Annotated in this window: 16 protein-coding genes; 4 read left to right on the top strand and 12 right to left on the bottom strand. The window is 62.5% G+C overall.

Annotated features, from left to right (window positions below):
* Nucleotides 1-193 precede the first annotated feature (193 nt).
* Complete coding sequence (locus BLO80_RS30375) at nt 194-319, bottom strand: hypothetical protein (RefSeq protein ID WP_256572709.1); 126 nt, start codon at nt 317-319, stop codon at nt 194-196.
* Between the two features lie 149 nt (nt 320-468).
* Between BLO80_RS30375 and BLO80_RS23300 the strand changes: the two genes are divergently transcribed.
* Nucleotides 469-1,401 (top strand): S66 peptidase family protein, encoded by a 933-nt coding sequence (locus BLO80_RS23300; protein WP_092332887.1) that lies wholly within the window; start codon nt 469-471, stop codon nt 1,399-1,401.
* A 113-nt stretch (nt 1,402-1,514) separates the two neighbouring features.
* On the opposite strand, the gene BLO80_RS23295 is transcribed toward BLO80_RS23300, so the two are convergent.
* From BLO80_RS23295 to leuS, 5 genes are all read right to left on the bottom strand, one after another.
* Entirely contained in the window at nt 1,515-2,837 is a 1,323-nt protein-coding gene (locus BLO80_RS23295; protein WP_092332889.1) for a lytic murein transglycosylase, read from the bottom strand.
* Nucleotides 2,838-2,909: 72 nt separating this feature from the next.
* Nucleotides 2,910-3,074: an alternative ribosome rescue factor ArfA gene (gene arfA, locus BLO80_RS23290; RefSeq protein ID WP_030140368.1), complete on the bottom strand. Its 165-nt coding sequence runs from the start codon at nt 3,072-3,074 to the stop codon at nt 2,910-2,912.
* 121 nt (nt 3,075-3,195) lie between these two features.
* Nucleotides 3,196-4,233, bottom strand: coding sequence for a DNA polymerase III subunit delta (holA, locus tag BLO80_RS23285; RefSeq protein ID WP_092332891.1), 1,038 nt, complete (start codon nt 4,231-4,233; stop codon nt 3,196-3,198).
* 39 nt (nt 4,234-4,272) lie between these two features.
* The gene (lptE, locus tag BLO80_RS23280; protein WP_092332892.1) at nt 4,273-4,878 is read right to left on the bottom strand and encodes an LPS-assembly lipoprotein LptE; all 606 of its coding nucleotides are present in this window, start codon (nt 4,876-4,878) and stop codon (nt 4,273-4,275) included.
* 90 nt (nt 4,879-4,968) lie between these two features.
* On the bottom strand, nt 4,969-7,575 hold the full coding sequence (gene leuS / locus BLO80_RS23275) for a leucine--tRNA ligase (RefSeq protein ID WP_092332894.1): 2,607 nt from the start codon (nt 7,573-7,575) through the stop codon (nt 4,969-4,971).
* Between the two features lie 292 nt (nt 7,576-7,867).
* On the opposite strand from leuS, the gene BLO80_RS23270 reads away from it, so the two are divergent.
* Nucleotides 7,868-8,188 carry a hypothetical protein gene (locus BLO80_RS23270; RefSeq protein WP_092332896.1) on the top strand — a complete coding sequence of 107 codons (321 nt, stop codon included), beginning with the start codon at nt 7,868-7,870 and terminating at the stop codon, nt 8,186-8,188.
* A gap of 102 nt (nt 8,189-8,290) precedes the next feature.
* Nucleotides 8,291-9,052, top strand: coding sequence for a YdcF family protein (locus BLO80_RS23265; protein ID WP_092332898.1), 762 nt, complete (start codon nt 8,291-8,293; stop codon nt 9,050-9,052).
* A gap of 141 nt (nt 9,053-9,193) precedes the next feature.
* Here the strand turns inward: BLO80_RS23265 and lnt are convergent, their stop codons facing one another.
* The 5 genes from lnt to miaB all read right to left on the bottom strand — a co-directional run bounded on the left by lnt (nt 9,194) and on the right by miaB (nt 14,630).
* Nucleotides 9,194-10,717, bottom strand: a complete 1,524-nt coding sequence (gene lnt, locus BLO80_RS23260; protein WP_092332900.1) for an apolipoprotein N-acyltransferase — start codon at nt 10,715-10,717, stop codon at nt 9,194-9,196.
* 27 nt (nt 10,718-10,744) lie between these two features.
* Nucleotides 10,745-11,584, bottom strand: a complete 840-nt coding sequence (locus tag BLO80_RS23255) for an HlyC/CorC family transporter (RefSeq protein WP_003205870.1) — start codon at nt 11,582-11,584, stop codon at nt 10,745-10,747.
* Between the two features lie 39 nt (nt 11,585-11,623).
* Nucleotides 11,624-12,082 carry an rRNA maturation RNase YbeY gene (gene ybeY / locus BLO80_RS23250; protein WP_092332902.1) on the bottom strand — a complete coding sequence of 153 codons (459 nt, stop codon included), beginning with the start codon at nt 12,080-12,082 and terminating at the stop codon, nt 11,624-11,626.
* Nucleotides 12,075-13,085, bottom strand: coding sequence for a PhoH family protein (locus tag BLO80_RS23245; protein ID WP_092332904.1), 1,011 nt, complete (start codon nt 13,083-13,085; stop codon nt 12,075-12,077). Before BLO80_RS23245 ends, ybeY begins: the two co-directional genes overlap by 8 nt.
* Nucleotides 13,086-13,301: 216 nt before the next feature.
* Nucleotides 13,302-14,630, bottom strand: coding sequence for a tRNA (N6-isopentenyl adenosine(37)-C2)-methylthiotransferase MiaB (gene miaB, locus BLO80_RS23240; protein WP_060740492.1), 1,329 nt, complete (start codon nt 14,628-14,630; stop codon nt 13,302-13,304).
* Between the two features lie 133 nt (nt 14,631-14,763).
* On the opposite strand from miaB, the gene BLO80_RS23235 reads away from it, so the two are divergent.
* Nucleotides 14,764-15,093 (top strand): DUF1820 family protein, encoded by a 330-nt coding sequence (locus tag BLO80_RS23235; protein ID WP_003185742.1) that lies wholly within the window; start codon nt 14,764-14,766, stop codon nt 15,091-15,093.
* 128 nt (nt 15,094-15,221) lie between these two features.
* Here BLO80_RS23235 and BLO80_RS23230 read toward each other — a convergent pair whose 3' ends face one another.
* The gene (locus BLO80_RS23230; protein WP_072411482.1) at nt 15,222-15,776 is read right to left on the bottom strand and encodes a tetratricopeptide repeat protein; all 555 of its coding nucleotides are present in this window, start codon (nt 15,774-15,776) and stop codon (nt 15,222-15,224) included.
* Between the last annotated feature and the right edge of the window lie 88 nt (nt 15,777-15,864).

The raw sequence follows: 15,864 nt of genomic DNA, 5'->3' as shown, positions 1-15,864 counted from the left end.
TCGCGAGCAAGCTCGCTCCCACAGGTTTTTGCACCTGCCCAGATATTGTGAGCGCCGCCGAGCCGTGTGGGAGCGAGCTTGCTCGCGATAGCGGTGCTTCAGTTACATAGATGCTGGATGTGTCGCGCTTTGCTTTGCTTTGCTTTGCTTTGCTTTGCTTTGCTTTGCTTTGGATCTTGATCTTGGCGCCCCGTTAAACCACGCTGGCCGAACGCAGGCATTGCGCAGTGGGCATCCCGGCATGGATGCCGGGATAGCCGCGCTGGGCCATGGATGGCCCTTCGCGGCGGCCCACGGAGCAATGCCTGCGTTCGGGCATGCCGAGCCTAGGCGAGGCACCGAGTGGTGGGGCAAGAGCGTTTTGCTTACTTTTGCGCTTTTCAAAAGTGAGCCGCCGTAAGGGCGGAACCCTAAGTGGCCGTTACACAAAAAACGGATATACACACAAGCCGACAAAGCGGGAAACGCATGGACCTAACCCCACATCACCCCGTCCCAGCTCTCCCATCCGAAGGCCTGATCGCCGTGATCGCCCCCGCCGGTCCCGCCCCCCTGGACACGGAAAAAGCCATCCAATGGATGCGCGCCCGCGGTCATGAGCTGCGGATATTCCCAGGCGTCTATGAAAAAAACGGCTACCTCGCCGGCAGCGACGAAATACGCCTCAACGACCTGCACACCGCCTTCGCCGACCCAGAAGTCACCGCGATCATCTGCCTACGAGGCGGCTACGGCACACCACGCCTGCTGAACCGCATCGACTTTGAACTCCTAAGACGCAACCCCAAGCCATTCGTAGGCTACAGCGACATCACCGCCCTGCACCTGGCCATCAGCCGTTACGCAGGCTTCGTGACCTTCCACGGCCCGCTGCTCAACGCCGATCTGCTGGGCGACAAGGAACCCCCAACCGTCACCTCGTTTTTCAGCCTGCTGCGTGGACAGTTGAAGGCCGGCAGCGAGCTGACCCACCCCGCTACCTACCCGTTGACCACCGTCGAGCCAGGCATCGCCCACGGACGTCTGCTGGGCGGCAACCTGTCGATGATTGCCGCGACCATGGGCACGCCTTATCAGATCGACGCCGAAGGGGTGATCCTGTTCATCGAAGACGTCAACGAGCCGCTGTATCGCATCGACCGGCTGCTGACCCAACTGCGCCTGGCCGGCACGTTGGCACAGCTGCGCGGTGTGTTGGTGGGGGACGTGGCCGGGGTTGACGTCGAGGCGTTGAATCGATTGCTCAAGCAGACCTTCGCGCCGTTGCGCATCCCGGTGCTGTCCGGCTGGCGCAGTGGGCATTGCGATCCGAACCTGACCTTGCCCATGGGGGCGTTGGTGACGCTGGATGCGGGGGAGAAGAGGTTGGTGCTGGAGCAGGATGTGGTGCTCAGTCGCTAGTCATGTGGCGCTTGGAAATCAGCCATCGCGAGCAAGCTTTGCTCCCACAGGTGTTTCCAGTCAACCTGTGGGAGCGAGCTTGCTCGCGATAGCGGCAGTCGCCATAAGGCGAATCAGCGGCTACGCAACGCCTCCAGCAACTGCTGGGTCGGATACCCATCCGCCGGCCAGCCGAACGACTGCTGGGCGCTGCGGATGGCCTTGCGGGTGTTGGCGCCGATGATGCCGTCGGGATTGCCCGCGTCGTAGTTGTGCTTGCCCAGCAGGGTTTGCAGTTCGATGCGTTCGCTGCGGCTCAGGGGCAGGTCTTCCTTGGGCCACTGGCCGTAGATCAGCCCGCCGTCGGTAAAGCGCTTTGACAACAGCCCGACCGCCAAGGCATAGGACGACGAGTTGTTGTACTTGAGGATGGCACGGAAATTATCGAAGATCAGGAACGCCGGGCCGCGATGGCCGGCCGGCAGGAGCAGGGACGCCGATAGCTGCCTGTCATCCGGGGCGATCGGCAAGCCGCCATATTCTGAAACCCCCAGCCGGATCCATTCGGAGACGGGCTTGCGGATCGTGCCATCGGCCAGCGTGTAGTCGAAGCCCTCGGGGAGATCGACCTCGAACCCCCACGGTTGGCCACGTTGCCAGCCGGAGCTTTGCAGGTAATGCGCAGTCGAGGCCAAGGCATCGGTGGAGCTGCCCCAGATGTCGCGGCGGCCGTCACCATCGAAATCCACGGCGTGGGTGTTGTACGTGGTGGGGATGAATTGGGTCTGGCCCATGGCGCCGGCCCAGGAGCCGAGCATTTTTTCCGGTGTGATATCGCCTTGTTGCAGGATTTGCAGCGCGGCGATCAATTGCGCATGGGCGAAGCCCGGGCGTCGTCCTTCGTAGGCCAGGGTCGCCAGGGAGTTGATCACCGACTTGCTGCCCTGGAACTGGCCAAAGTTGCTCTCCATGCCCCACACCGCCACCAGCGCTTCGCGATCGACGCCATAACGCTGCTCGATGCTTTGCAGGACCTGGGCGTTCTGCTGGATCAGACTCTTGCCTTTGTTGACCCGCAGTGGCGACAGCGCACCATCGAGGTATTCCCACACGGGGCGGGTGAATTCCGGCTGGCTGCGGTCGGCCTTGATCACGCTCATGTCCGGGCTGACGCCGACAAACGCACGATCGAACAAGTCGGGACGGATCCCGGCGGCCAGGGCTTCCTTGCGAAACCCGGCCTGCCATTCCGCGAAGGTCTGGGTGGGCGCAATGGCCAGGTCATCGCCGGTGGGCACCACGGGCGGCACGATGGCCGGAGCGGTCACGGCGGGAACGGTCTGGAGCGGTTGGGCGTCGGCGGCGGTAGGTTTTTCGGCGCAGGCGACAAGCAGGACAACGCTTGCGGCAACAATCATTTGGCGCAGTGGCCAACGATGGGAAAGACAGAAGGGCATGCACGGGTCCAGAAATACAAATCAGGTGCTGACCTTAACATGCGAAAGGGGCGTAGGGCTTGTCCGAGTGTTTCAAGCGGCCAGAAAGCAAGAAGCCTCCCAGTTGTCAGACTGGAAGGCTTCGCGGCGGTAGCTGCCTTTGCCCTTGGCGGGTCGTTCCTGGCGGCTGCGGAACAGGGGCTGGGCGACGATGGACTTGGCCTTGTTGGGGCCATGCCTGGATGGCTTTTTGCTCATGATGGGATCTCTCTTGGGGATGGTTTTGCGGGGCGAATCATGGGACAGAGTTGGGGGGCTGTCCAGTCCCTTCATCCAAGCGAAAGTGTCGCCTGAAGTAACGCTTTTGTGGCGAGGGTGTTTACTCGGCAGGTAGGGGCAATCGCTGCCCGGCCATCAACAACGACAACCGACTCAGGCTCATCCACGGCGAGCCGGCGGCCTGGCCCTTGATCTGCGCATCGATGCGCTGGGCTTCGAGCAGCAATTGCGCCCAGCGCGATGCCGAATAGCGTTGCAGGGCCTTGCTCATCAGGGGTTTGCGCTTGTCCCAGACGGGCGGGCGGGCCTGGCTGAAGGCTTTGTCCAGCGGTACGCCCTGGCTGTATTGCAGGGACAGGTTGGCCAGCAGGCGCAACTCCCGGGCCAGGGCCCAGAGGATCACCGGCGGCTCGACGCCTTCGCCCCGCAGGCCTTCGAGCATGCGCAGGGCATGGGCGGCTTCACCGTTGAGGATCGCATCGGTCAGGCCGAAGACATCGAAGCGCGCACTGTCGGCCACGGCAGCCTGCACCGTTTCCACGGTGATCTGCCCGCCTTCGGCCATCAGCTTGAGTTTTTCGATTTCCTGGGCGGCGGCCAGCAGGTTGCCTTCGACCCGGGCGGCAATCAGCTCCAGCGCGTCCTGGCTGGCCGAGAGGCCGGCCTGGGACAGGCGTTGGCGGATCCAGCTGGGCAACTGGCTGACATCCACCGGCCAGATCTGCACGAACTGGGTCTGCTGGCCTTCGACCAAGGCCTTGCCCCATTTGGTCTTCTGCGCGCTGCCGTCGAGTTTCGGCAAGCTGATGAGCAGCACCGTGTCCTCGGCCGGGCGTGAGCAATATTCGATCAGCGCAGCGGCGCCCTTGTCCCCCGGTTTGCCGGAGGGCAAGCGCAGTTCCAGCAGGCGTTTTTCGGCGAACAACGACATGCTCGCCCCGGCCTGCAGCAGCGTGCCCCAGTCGAAACTGGCGTCGGCGGCGAAGACCTGGCGCTCGTCGAAACCTTGCTGGCGTGCAGCGGTGCGGATGGCGTCGGCGGCTTCCTGGCACAGCAGCGGGTCATCGCCACTGATGACGTAGACCGGCGCGAGGGCGCCTTGCAGGTGTTTGCCGAGTTGGGCGGGAGCGAGCTTCATAAGAGAAAGCGAGCGGGGCGCTGGAGCGCCCCGCAAGGCTTATTCAGCCGGGATCTGCATCGGCGACTGCTGCGGGGTTTCCGCTTCAGCCTTGCGCGCCGCTTCCAGGGCTTCGGCCTCGGCCTTGGCCTTGGCGTTGGCGGTCTGTTGCAACTGGTCCAGTTGGGCCGGGCTCAGCTGCTGCAGGCGCAGCATCATCCTTTGTACGAGCTCACGACGCATTTCGCCGCGCACTTCGATCGATTCCTGCTCGGAACCGGTGATGTTGTTGCCGTCGTGCAGGTAGACCTTTTGCACCTGGAGCTTGTCGTCCAGCAGTGTCAGGTCGTTCTGGCCGTGGATCTCATAGTTCAGCACGTTGGTCAGTTCGTACTCGGCCGAACGACCGGCGCCGGCGTAGCTCAGGCTGCGCTGGCTTTGCTGTTCACTGGCCAGCACCAGCTTGTACGGTGCGCCGTTGTAGACTTTCACACCGCTGTTTTCCAGGGTCTGGCGCAGCATTTTCACGGTTTCGCCATAGGCGTCCCGTGCGCTGAGGTCCAGTTCCTTGATCGCCAGCTCGGTGGTGCCGGTGCCGCGCAGTTGGAAGCCGCAGGCGCTCAACAGGACCGCCAGGCCCACTACCAGCAGATTACGTTTGATCATCTTGTTGCTCCCCTTGAACCCTATGGGGGTCGACCATGCGACCCCGCAGGTTGTATTCGGCGCCAGGCTTGAGCCTCGCGCCCGATCCAATTAGCTTGCGACGATGTTGACCAGCTTGCCGGGCACGACGATCACTTTGCGAATCGTCAGGCCATCGACAAAGCGCAGCACGTTTTCATTGGCCCGCGCAGCGGTTTCGACTTCTTCACGTGTGGCGGCGGCCGGCATTTCGATCTGGCCGCGCAGCTTGCCGTTGACCTGGATGACCAGGGTCAGGCTGTCCTGCACCAGCGCGGTTTCGTCCACCACCGGCCAGCGAGCGTCGATCACCGGGTCGGCGTGACCCAGTCGATTCCACAGCTCGTGGCTGATGTGCGGGGTGATCGGCGCCAGCAGCAGCGTCACGGCTTCCAGGCCTTCGTGAATCAGCGCGCGATCCTGCTCGGTGCCTTGCGCGGCTTTTTCCAGCACGTTCATCAGCGTCATCACCTGGGCGATGGCGGTGTTGAATTTGTGGTTCTGACCGACGTCGTGGCTGGCCTGCTTGATGGCCAGGTGAATCGAGCGACGAACGGCTTTCTGCTCATCGTTCAGGCCGGCGACGTCCAGTTTGCCCGGCAGGCCCTGGGTGATGTGGGCCTGGGCCAGGCGCCAGACGCGCTTGAGGAAGCGGTGCGAGCCCTCGACGCCCGAGTCGGACCATTCCGCGCTCATGTCAGGTGGCGAGGCGAACATCATGAACAGGCGGCAGGTGTCCGCGCCGAACTGGTCGATCATCGATTGTGGGTCGACGCCGTTGTTCTTCGATTTGGCCATTTTCTCGGTGCCGCCGATTTCCACCGGCAGGCCGTCGGCGATCAGCCTGGCGCTGATGACCTTGGCTTTGCTGTCGCGTTCGAGCTCGACGTCGCTCGGGTTGAACCAGGTGTAGGCACCGTTGGCTTCGCGACGATAGTAAGTCTCGGCGATCACCATGCCTTGGGTCAGCAGGTTCTTGAACGGCTCGTTGGAGCTCACCAGGCCTTCGTCACGCATCAGCTTGTGGAAGAAACGTGCATAGAGCAGGTGAAGAATGGCGTGTTCGATGCCGCCGATGTACTGGTCCACCGGCAACCAGTGGTCGGCCGCGGACTTTTCCACCAGGCCGCCTTCATAGTGCGGCGAGGCGTAGCGCGCGTAATACCAGGAGGACTCGACGAAGGTGTCCATGGTGTCGGTTTCACGCTTGGCCGGTGCGCCGCATTTCGGGCAGCTGCACTCGTAGAACTCGGGCATGCGTGCCAGGGGCGAGCCGGCGCCGTCGGGCACGACGTCTTCCGGCAGGACCACGGGCAGTTGGTCTTCCGGCACCGGTACGTCACCGCAGGTGTCGCAATGCACGATCGGGATCGGGCAGCCCCAGTAGCGCTGGCGGCTGATGCCCCAGTCCCGCAGGCGGAACTGGGTGCGCGAGGCACCGAGGTTCTTCTTGATCAGGGCGACTTCGATGGCATCGAATGCACCTGCGAAGTCCAGGCCGTTGAACTCGCCGGAGTTGATCAGTTCGCCGTGTTCGCCATAGGCGTCCTGCCACGGTGCCGGAGTCTGGTCGCCGGCGCTGGTGCGCACCACCGGTTTGACCGGCAGGTTGTACTTGTGGGCGAATTCGAAATCACGTTCGTCGTGGGCCGGCACGGCCATCACCGCGCCGTCGCCGTAGTGCATCAGCACGTAGTTGGCGACCCACACCGGCAGCTTCTCGCCGGTGAGCGGGTGCTCGACGAACAACGACGTCGCCAGGCCCTTCTTCTCTTGAGTGGCGACATCGGCTTCGGCGACGCTGCCGCCCTTGCATTCGGCGATGAACGCCTGCAGCTCGGGGTTGTTCTGTGCCGCCAGGGTGGCCAGCGGATGCTCGGCGGCCACGGCCACATAGGTGGCGCCCATCAGCGTGTCCGGACGGGTGGTAAAGACTTTCAGGGTGCCGGCTTCGCCAATGGAGGCGACGTCATACGGGAACTGCACTTCCATGCCCCGGGACTTGCCGATCCAGTTGCGCTGCATGGTCTTGACCTGCTCGGGCCAACCGGTCAGTTCGTCGAGACTCTCCAGGAGTTCATCCGCGTAGGCGGTGATCTTGAAGTAGTACATCGGGATCTCGCGCTTTTCGATCAGCGCGCCGGAGCGCCAGCCGCGGCCGTCGATCACTTGTTCGTTGGCCAGTACGGTCTGGTCCACCGGGTCCCAGTTCACGGTGCCGTTCTTGCGGTAGATCACGCCTTTTTCGAACAGACGGGTGAACAGCCATTGTTCCCAGCGATAGTAGTCCGGCTTGCAGGTGGTCACTTCGCGGGACCAGTCCACCGCCAGGCCCAGGCTGCGCAGCTGGGTCTTCATGTAGGCGATGTTTTCGTAGGTCCACTTGGCGGGGGCCACGTTGTTCTTCATCGCGGCGTTTTCCGCCGGCATGCCGAAGGCGTCCCAACCCATGGGTTGCAGGACGTTCTTGCCTTGCATGCGCTGGTAGCGGGAGATCACGTCGCCGATGGTGTAGTTGCGCACGTGCCCCATGTGCAGCTTGCCGCTGGGGTAAGGGAACATCGACAGGCAGTAGTAAGTTTCCTTGCCTGGCTGTTCACTGACTTCAAAGGACTTTTGCTCGTCCCAGAACGACTGGGCGGCGGCTTCGATTTCACGGGGCTGGTAGTGTTCGTGCATGGCTACTTTTGTACTGAATGGGGTGGCCCAATCCTCTTCGTGGCCATACTGGACGCAGACGACGCCGAATGCGGCGTTTTCGATGCCCAGCCAAGCTGGAAGTGGAGTTACAGGAAGCGCCGTAGCATACATGACCGCGCTCTACCGAGGGAAACCCTGATTGCGTGCTGGCCATCGACGATCGCTGGCGCGAACCCGTGTCCAGGGCCGTTGGTCGCGGCGTCCTGCCGGTTTGCCCAGCGAAGCTAAGCTTCTCAATGGGGAGTGAGTCTTATCTTCAATGAGGTGAGGGATGGTTGAATCACAACGAAAAGTCGCTACACCTGAGTTGTATGAAAAACTGATCGATCGTCTCGGGGTCGCCCTGGACGCTGCAAGAACCGCCGGTCGCTTGCGTGATGAGCGTCCGGCAGAGCTGGAACTGCGTGGCTTGAGCCCCGCAGAGTTCGAACTGGTCGAGGCTTACCTCGAACAGGCCGGACATCAGCCCCCCGCCAGTGGGGCCCAGGTAATCAAGCGTCTCGATGCGCCCCGTTCGGCCAAGGTTGTATGGCTCAAGGACCGGACGCCTGACAAGGATGCTGTAAAGGTCCGGTCACTGCAGTTCAAGTAACGCCGGATTCACGCGTGTGCTTTTTTCGATTCAAGATTTTTTCGAATCTGTTGTCGCTTTGCGTCAACCCACCTAGGCTTCGGGCATCTATGGAGATGCCCGATGCCGTTTCGCTATTTCATCAAACAACTGTTATTGCCGCCCGGCATTCTCTTGCTGCTGTTGGCCCTTGCCTGGTGGTGGCGCCAGTCGCGGCCGCGCCTGGCTCGCCTGTGTTTCGCCGTGGGCCTGGGGGGCTTCTGGCTGATGAGCCTGCCGGTGGTGGTGCAGTGGAGCGCCAAGGCACTGGAGCGTGAAGCGCCGTTGCCGCGCAGCGAATGGGCGACTCTGGCCCAGCGTGCCGACGCCATCGTGGTGCTGGGTTCCGGTCGCGAGCGCGGTGACCTGGCCTGGGGTTCCGACCAGCCCACCGGTGTCGGCCTCGAACGCCAGCGTTATGCGGCGCGACTGGCCAAGGCTTCGGGCTTGCCCGTGCTGACGACCGGCGGCTTGCACTATGGCACCCCACCCAGTGAAGCGAAGTTGATGGCCGATTCGATGCGGGACGACTTCGGCGTCACCGTCCGCTGGCAGGAAGAGCGCAGCCGTACGACCTGGGAAAACGCCCGGATGAGTGCCGAAATCCTGCTGCCGGAAGGCATCAAGCGGGTTGTGGTGGTGACCCAGGCATGGCACATGCCGCGTGCGGTGATGAGTTTCGAGCGGTCGGGATTTGAAGTGGTGCCTGCGCCTGTCGGCTTCCTGGGCCCGGACAACGCCCGGCCACTGGGCGGCTGGATGCCGGAGTTCAAGTCTATCTGGCAGTCCGGGCAGTTGATGAATGAGGCGATGGGGTTGTTGGGGTATTTGGTGTTTTATCGCTGAGCATACGAAATGTGTGGGCTGAACATAGTTGTGGCGAGGGAGCTTGCTCCCGCTGGGCTGCGCAGCGGCCCCAAAATTTCTGGGAGCGCTTCGCACTCCAGCGGGAGCAAGCTCCCTCGCCACAAGTGCTTCCTAAAGGCTTTAGACCGTCTTGGCCATCCGGCTCGCCACCAATGCCCAGCCCAGCAGCAACACGCACAAGATGATCAGCGGCCACGAGCGCCATTGCAGGTACGGGGTCAGGTCGTGCATCGGCACCACTTCGCCATACAGGATGCCGCGCTCGAATTGCGGGATCTGTGCGGTGATCTGGCCAAAGGGGTTGATCAGGCCGGTCACGCCGTTGTTGGTGGCGCGGATCATCCAGCGGCCGGCTTCCAGGGCGCGCATCTGGGCCATTTGCAGGTGTTGCAGCGGGCCGATCGAGGTGCCGAACCAGGTGTCGTTGCTGATGGTCAGCAGCAGGTCGCTGCGCGCCGAGAGGCTGGCGGCGAATTCCGGGTAGACCACTTCATAGCAGATGAACGGGGCGATCTGGTAACCCTTGGCTTGCAGCAACGGCTGGTCGGCCGGGCCCCGGGCGAAGTCCGACATGGGCAGGTCGAAGAAGGCGATCAGGCCGCGCAGGATGTCTTGTAGCGGCACGTATTCGCCAAACGGCACGAGTTTTTGCTTCAAGTAGGTACCGTCGCCTTCGCCGGTCACGGTGATGCCGTTGTAGTAACGCTTCTCGTGACGCACCCATTGGCGAATCGGCACACCGGTGATCAACGCTGAATGCCGCTCGGCGGCGAAACTGCCCATCATGTCCAGATAGCCCTGGGCGGATTCCTTGAGCACCGGCACCGCGGTTTCCGGCCAGATCAGCAGGTCGACGCGCTTGGAGGCGAAGCTCATGTCGCGGTACAGCGCCAACTGCGCGTTGAGCTGCTCGGGGTCCCACTTCATGCTTTGTTCGATGTTGCCCTGGATCGCCGCGACGCTCAGCGGGTCGCCCGAGGGGCTGGTCCAGGCATGCCCCTTGAGGGCCATGCCGGCCACCCACGGGCCGATCAACAGCAGCACGCCCGCGGCAATAAAACCTTTGCGGGCGCCGCGGATCAGCCGGGGCGCGTTGTACAACAGCGCGGCGGTCAGGGCCAGGGTGAAGGAGATCAGCCACATCCCGCCCAGCGGCGCGAGGCCGGCCAGGGGGCCGTCGAGCTGGCTGTAACCGGAATACAGCCACGGGAACCCGGTGAGGAACCAGCCGCGGAAGGCTTCCTGGCCCAGCCACAGCGCGGCGAACGCCAGGGCATCGGCCAAGGGCGCCTCGTTGCGGCGCAGCCAGCGCGCCCACAGCCAGGCGGGCAGGGCGAAGAACCAGGCGATGGCGGCGATGAACAGCAGCATCAACAGCCCGGCGAGCAGCACCGAGGCGCCGCCGAAGTTATGGATGCTGACGTAGATCCAACTGGTGCCGGCGCCAAACAGGCCAAAACCGAAACACCAGCCACGGCCCAGGGCCTGGCGTGGCGAAAGCTCGCGCAGCCCGGCATAGAACAAGCCTACCGCCAGCAAGGCCAGCGGCCAGAGGTCGAACGGCGCCAGGGCCAGGGTGGTGATCGCACCGGCCGCCACGGCCAGCAGGTTACCGGGCCAGCCGGGGCGGGTTATCCAGCGCATGTATATCCTTAGCGGGTCTCGCAGGGGTTATCGGCCAATGGGTGACAGGCGCAGCAAGTGAATCCGGCGGCTGTCGGCATTGAGGATGCGGAAGCGCCAGGAGCCGATTTCCGTGGTTTCGTTGCGCTTGGGCAGGTGCCCGAAAGCACTCATCACCAAGCCGCCGACAGTGTCGAACTCATCGTCGGAGAATTGACTGTCGAAGAACTCGTTGAAGTTCTCGATCGGCGTCAGGGCCTTGATCAGGAAGTCGCCGCTGGGCAGCGGCTTGATGTAGCTGTCTTCCTCGACATCGTGCTCGTCCTCGATGTCGCCGACGATCTGCTCGAGTACGTCTTCGATGGTGACCAGGCCGGCCACGCCGCCGTATTCGTCGATGACGATGGCCATGTGGTTGTGGTTGGCGCGGAATTCACGCAGCAGCACGTTCAGGCGCTTGGACTCGGGCACGAAGGTGGCCGGGCGCAGCAGGTCCTTGATGTTGAAGCTGTCGCCGTTCTCCTGAAGGATCAGCGGTAGCAGGTCCTTGGCCAGCAGTACGCCCATGACGTCGTCATGGCTCTCGCCAACGACCGGGTAGCGCGAGTGAGCGGAGTCGACCACGGCGGGCAGGAATTCACGCGGGGTCTGGGTCGCCTTGATGCTGACCATTTGCGAGCGCGGGACCATGATGTCCCGCACTTGCAGGTCAGCGACCTGGATGGCGCCTTCGACGATGGCCAGCGCTTCGCTGTCCAGCAATTTGTTCTGGTGTGCATCGCGCAGCAGCTCCAGCAGCTCCTGGCGGTTTTTCGGCTCATGGGCAAAAGCCTGGGTGAGCTTGCCCAGCCATGACTTCTGCCCGTTGCTCGATCGATCTTCGCTCATAGCGATTACTCTGAATCCTTTGTCGTTACAGTTGATGTATCAGTGTTCGTCGCCGGCGTAGGGGTCGGGATGACCCAGCTCTGCAAGCAACGTCCGTTCCAGTGTTTCCATTTCTTCGGCTTCGTCATCTTCTATATGGTCGTAACCCAGTAGATGCAAGCAGCCGTGAATCACCAGATGGGCCCAGTGGGCTTCAGGGGGCTTGTCTTGTTCCGCCGCTTCACGCTCCACCACCGGGACGCAGATCACCAGGTCGCCCAGCAGCGGGATGTCGAGCAGCTCGTCGGGCACATCGGCGGGAAACGACAGCACGTTGGTGGCGTAGTCCTTCTGCCGCCAGGTGTGGTTCAGCTCGCGGCCTTCGGGCTCGTCCACCAGGCGGATCGTCAGCTCCGAGTCGGCGCTGCGCTGGCGCAGGGCCAGTTCGCACCATTGGCGGAACTGGGCTTCGCTGGGGGCGGCGCATTCGCTGGCCACCTGCAGGTCGAGTTCAAGCATTGTGGCGGTTGCCTTTGCCTTCGGGCGCTTCGTCGGCCTCGCGATGCTCGAAACGCTCGTAGGCTTCGACAATGCGCTGTACCAACGGATGGCGCACGACGTCCTTGGGCATGAAGTGCGTGAAGCTGATGCCTGGCACGTCCTTGAGGACCTGGATCACATGGTTCAGCCCGGACTTGGTGCCACGGGGCAGGTCGACCTGGGTGATGTCCCCGGTGATGACAGCGGTGGAGCCGAAGCCGATCCGGGTCAGGAACATTTTCATCTGCTCGACCGTGGTGTTCTGGCTTTCGTCGAGGATGATGAAGCTGTTGTTCAGGGTGCGACCGCGCATGTAGGCCAGCGGCGCGACCTCGATGACCTGCCGCTCGATCAGCTTGGCGACGTATTCGAAGCCGAGCATCTCATACAGCGCGTCATAGAGCGGGCGCAGGTACGGGTCGATCTTCTGGGCCAGGTCGCCAGGCAGGAAGCCGAGTTTTTCACCCGCTTCGACCGCCGGTCGCACCAGCAGGATGCGCCGCACCTGTTCGCGCTCCAGCGCATCGACGGCGCAGGCCACGGCCAGGTAGGTCTTGCCGGTGCCGGCCGGGCCGATGCCGAAGTTGATGTCGTTGCCCAGGATTTCCTTCACGTAGCGCTGCTGATTCAAGCCGCGCGGGCGAATCATGCCTTTTTTCGTGCGCAGGGCCACGGCAGGTTCCGACGGGGCGTGGTTGTCGAGTTCTTCGACAGCCGATTCCTGCAGGAACAGGTGGACCGTATCCGGCGACAGCTCGCTCCCCTTGGTTTCCCGGTAGAGACGTCGCAGCAGGTTTTCCGCGGAGGTGGTGTGCTTGGGTTCGCCGATCAGCTCGAACTGGTTTCCGCGGTTGCGGATCTCGATGGCCAGGCGCTGTTCGATCAAGCGCAGGTGCTCGTCGAATTGCCCGCACAGATTGGCGAAGCGGCGAGCCTCAAAGGGCTCGAGAATAAAGCGATGTGGTTCGATGGGTGCGTTCAAGGTCGTTTTTAGCCGCCCAGGGGCAATTGAGATGAAACCAAGGATAGCGCCAGTAGGCTGGGTGCGAAAGCTCTTAAACAGGCGAATCCGATCACAAGGCTTGGCACGATTCACTGTGGGAGCGAGCTTGCTCGCGATGAGGGGCTCACATTCAACATGAGTATTGACTGTCACGCCGCTATCGCGAGCAAGCTCGCTCCCACAGGAAGTACGGGGTTACTGGATCAGCGAACCCCGCAGGGAGTGCGGTTGCGCGGCGTCGATGTGCACATCGGCGAACTGGCCGATCAGGGCCGGCGTGTCGCAACGGAAATTGACGATGCGGTTGTTTTCGGTACGTCCTTGCAGCTCGCCAGGGTCTTTTTTCGAATAATCGGTCACCAGAATCCGCTGGACGGAGCCGACCATTTGTCGGCTGATCTCGAAGCCTTGCTGGTTGAGGCGATGTTGCAAGGCGTTGAGCCGTTCTTTTTTCAGTTCTTCCGGGGTGTCGTCCGCCAGGTCGGCCGCCGGGGTTCCAGGGCGCTGGCTGTAGACGAAGGAATAGGAGAAGTCGAAGCCCACGTCTTCGATCAGCTTCATGGTCTGCTGGAAGTCTTTCTCGGTTTCGCCGGGGAAACCGACGATAAAGTCCGAGCTGATGCAGATGCCCGGCACTGCCGCGCGCAACTTGCGCAACTTGGATTTGTACTCCAGCGCCGTGTGGTTGCGCTTCATGGCGGCGAGGATCCGGTCGGAGCCCGATTGCACAGGCAAATGCAGGTGCTTGACCAGCTCGGGAACCTCGGCGTGGGCCTGGATCAGGCTGTCGGAGAACTCCAGCGGATGGGACGTGGTGTAGCGGATGCGGTCGATGCCGTCCACCGCCGCCACCACGCGGATCAGCTCGGCGAGGTCCGCCAGGCGCCCGTCATGGGTCAGGCCGCGATAGCCGTTGACGTTCTGCCCCAGCAGGGTCACTTCGCGCACGCCGTTTTCCGCCAGGTGGATGATCTCGGCGATCACGTCGTCGAACGGTCGGCTGACTTCCTCGCCGCGGGTATAGGGCACCACGCAGAACGTGCAGTACTTGCTGCAGCCTTCCATCACCGACACATAGGCGCTTGGGCCGTCGATGCGCGGTTCGGGCAGGTGGTCGAATTTTTCGATTTCCGGAAACGAGACATCCACTTGCGGCAGCTTGGTCGCGCGCGCGGCGTCGATCATCTCCGGCAGGCGGTGCAAGGTCTGCGGGCCGAAGACCACGTCCACGTACGGGGCACGATCACGAATGGCCGCGCCTTCCTGGCTGGCCACGCAACCGCCCACGGCGATGACCATTTCCGGGTTGGCCAGCTTCAGCTCGCGCCAGCGACCCAGTTGGGAATACACCCGGTCCTGGGCGCGCTCGCGGATCGAGCAGGTATTGAGCAGGATCACGTCCGCGTCTTCGGCGCGGGCGGTGACTTCCAGGGCCTGGTGTTCACCCAGCAGATCGACCATGCGCGAGCTGTCGTACTCGTTCATCTGGCAACCGTGGGTTTCGATGTAAAGCTTCTTGGCCATGGACGGAGTCATCACGTGATTCAAAGAACCGCGCATTATAGGGAACAAGTCCCCCGGTTCCTACCGCTGTGCGAGCAGTGGCTATGCTATAGTTCGCGCCCTCATTTTTACCCGCCGATGTGTTTCGCCAGCCATGACCAAACGTGAAGCTCCAATCTACAAGGTGATTTTCCTCAACCAGGGCCAGGTGTTCGAAATGTACGCCAAGCAGATCTATCAAAGTGATCTGTGGGGCTTCCTGGAAGTGGAAGAGTTCGTCTTTGGCGAGCGCACGCAAGTGGTCGTCGATCCGAGCGAAGAAAAGCTCAAGGCGCAGTTCGAAGGCGTGGTACGCAGTTTCGTGCCGATGCATTCGATCGTGCGCATCGACGAAGTCGAACGCCTGGGCACGCCGAAAATCAGCGAAGCCCGTGGCGCGGTTGGCAACGTGATGCCGTTTCCGATGCCGATGCCTGAGAAGTAAACCTGAGCGCAGTCCTCTGTGGCGAGGGAGCTTGCTCCCGCTGGGCTGCGCAGCGGCCCTAGGATTTCTGGGAGCGCTTCGCACTCCAGCGGGAGCAAGCTCCCTCGCCACAGGGGCCTGCGGCGGATTCAGGGTAGCGGCGAAAAAGGCGTACGCCCATCGGCGTTCTGCAATTCCATCAGGTATTTGCGAAAGATCTGGCCCAGCACCTGGGTCGCCACTTCCAACTCGTCGCGGGGCATCTGCTCGGCGACTTCGTCGGCGGTGTCCAGGGCATCTTCGGCGCCGTTGACCGCGGCCATCTTCAAGACAATGTAGGCCTGGACGTTGTTGGCCGGCACGCCTTCGCCATGGAAGAACATGCCGCCGAGCTTGAATTGCGCCTGGGCATGGCCTTGCAGCGAAGCTTTTTCGAAGTAGTTGAGGGCCTGCTTGAGGTCGCGGGGTGCAGCCTTGCCTTCGTAGTAGAACTCGCCCAACTCGTATTGCGCTTGTGCATCACCTGCGTCCGCCGCTTTCTGACAGGCGTCGAGTGCCGGTGCGAGATCTTGTGGCTGGGTATTGAGCGTGCAACGGCCCAGCGCCGGGATCAACAACGAGTTGCCGCCTGCCTGTGCATTCGCCAGCAGCGGCTGAAGGAGCAACAGGCAGCCCAAGGCAAGGGTGCGGCCGGTGCGGTTCATGGGAATCGACTTACCTCTGAGGGGCGCGCGGACCCTCCGGGGGATCCAATAAGCGCGCATTATGAAATAAGCGGGGCCATCCTTACAA

It is taken from the genome of Pseudomonas sp. NFACC56-3 (assembly GCF_900100025.1).
Classification (GTDB): Bacteria; Pseudomonadota; Gammaproteobacteria; order Pseudomonadales; family Pseudomonadaceae; genus Aquipseudomonas; species Aquipseudomonas fluorescens_AA.
Note: the sequence above shows the minus strand (reverse complement) of the source record. Positions and strands in the feature narration are given on the sequence as shown.

Excerpts from the sequence above, each read along its gene's own strand:
- leuS (WP_092332894.1), bottom strand. The coding sequence starts at position 7,575 with ATGCACGAACACTACCAGCCCCGTGAAATCGAAGCCGCCGCCCAGTCG.
- BLO80_RS23255 (WP_003205870.1), bottom strand. The coding sequence starts at position 11,584 with ATGAGCGAAGATCGATCGAGCAACGGGCAGAAGTCATGGCTGGGCAAG.
- BLO80_RS23300 (WP_092332887.1), top strand. The coding sequence starts at position 469 with ATGGACCTAACCCCACATCACCCCGTCCCAGCTCTCCCATCCGAAGGC.
- ybeY (WP_092332902.1), bottom strand. The coding sequence starts at position 12,082 with ATGCTTGAACTCGACCTGCAGGTGGCCAGCGAATGCGCCGCCCCCAGC.
- BLO80_RS23295 (WP_092332889.1), bottom strand. The coding sequence starts at position 2,837 with ATGCCCTTCTGTCTTTCCCATCGTTGGCCACTGCGCCAAATGATTGTT.
- miaB (WP_060740492.1), bottom strand. The coding sequence starts at position 14,630 with ATGGCCAAGAAGCTTTACATCGAAACCCACGGTTGCCAGATGAACGAG.
- BLO80_RS30375 (WP_256572709.1), bottom strand. The coding sequence starts at position 319 with ATGCCCGAACGCAGGCATTGCTCCGTGGGCCGCCGCGAAGGGCCATCC.
- BLO80_RS23230 (WP_072411482.1), bottom strand. The coding sequence starts at position 15,776 with ATGAACCGCACCGGCCGCACCCTTGCCTTGGGCTGCCTGTTGCTCCTT.
- BLO80_RS23265 (WP_092332898.1), top strand. The coding sequence starts at position 8,291 with ATGCCGTTTCGCTATTTCATCAAACAACTGTTATTGCCGCCCGGCATT.
- arfA (WP_030140368.1), bottom strand. The coding sequence starts at position 3,074 with ATGAGCAAAAAGCCATCCAGGCATGGCCCCAACAAGGCCAAGTCCATC.
- lnt (WP_092332900.1), bottom strand. The coding sequence starts at position 10,717 with ATGCGCTGGATAACCCGCCCCGGCTGGCCCGGTAACCTGCTGGCCGTG.
- holA (WP_092332891.1), bottom strand. The coding sequence starts at position 4,233 with ATGAAGCTCGCTCCCGCCCAACTCGGCAAACACCTGCAAGGCGCCCTC.
- BLO80_RS23235 (WP_003185742.1), top strand. The coding sequence starts at position 14,764 with ATGACCAAACGTGAAGCTCCAATCTACAAGGTGATTTTCCTCAACCAG.
- lptE (WP_092332892.1), bottom strand. The coding sequence starts at position 4,878 with ATGATCAAACGTAATCTGCTGGTAGTGGGCCTGGCGGTCCTGTTGAGC.
- BLO80_RS23270 (WP_092332896.1), top strand. The coding sequence starts at position 7,868 with ATGGTTGAATCACAACGAAAAGTCGCTACACCTGAGTTGTATGAAAAA.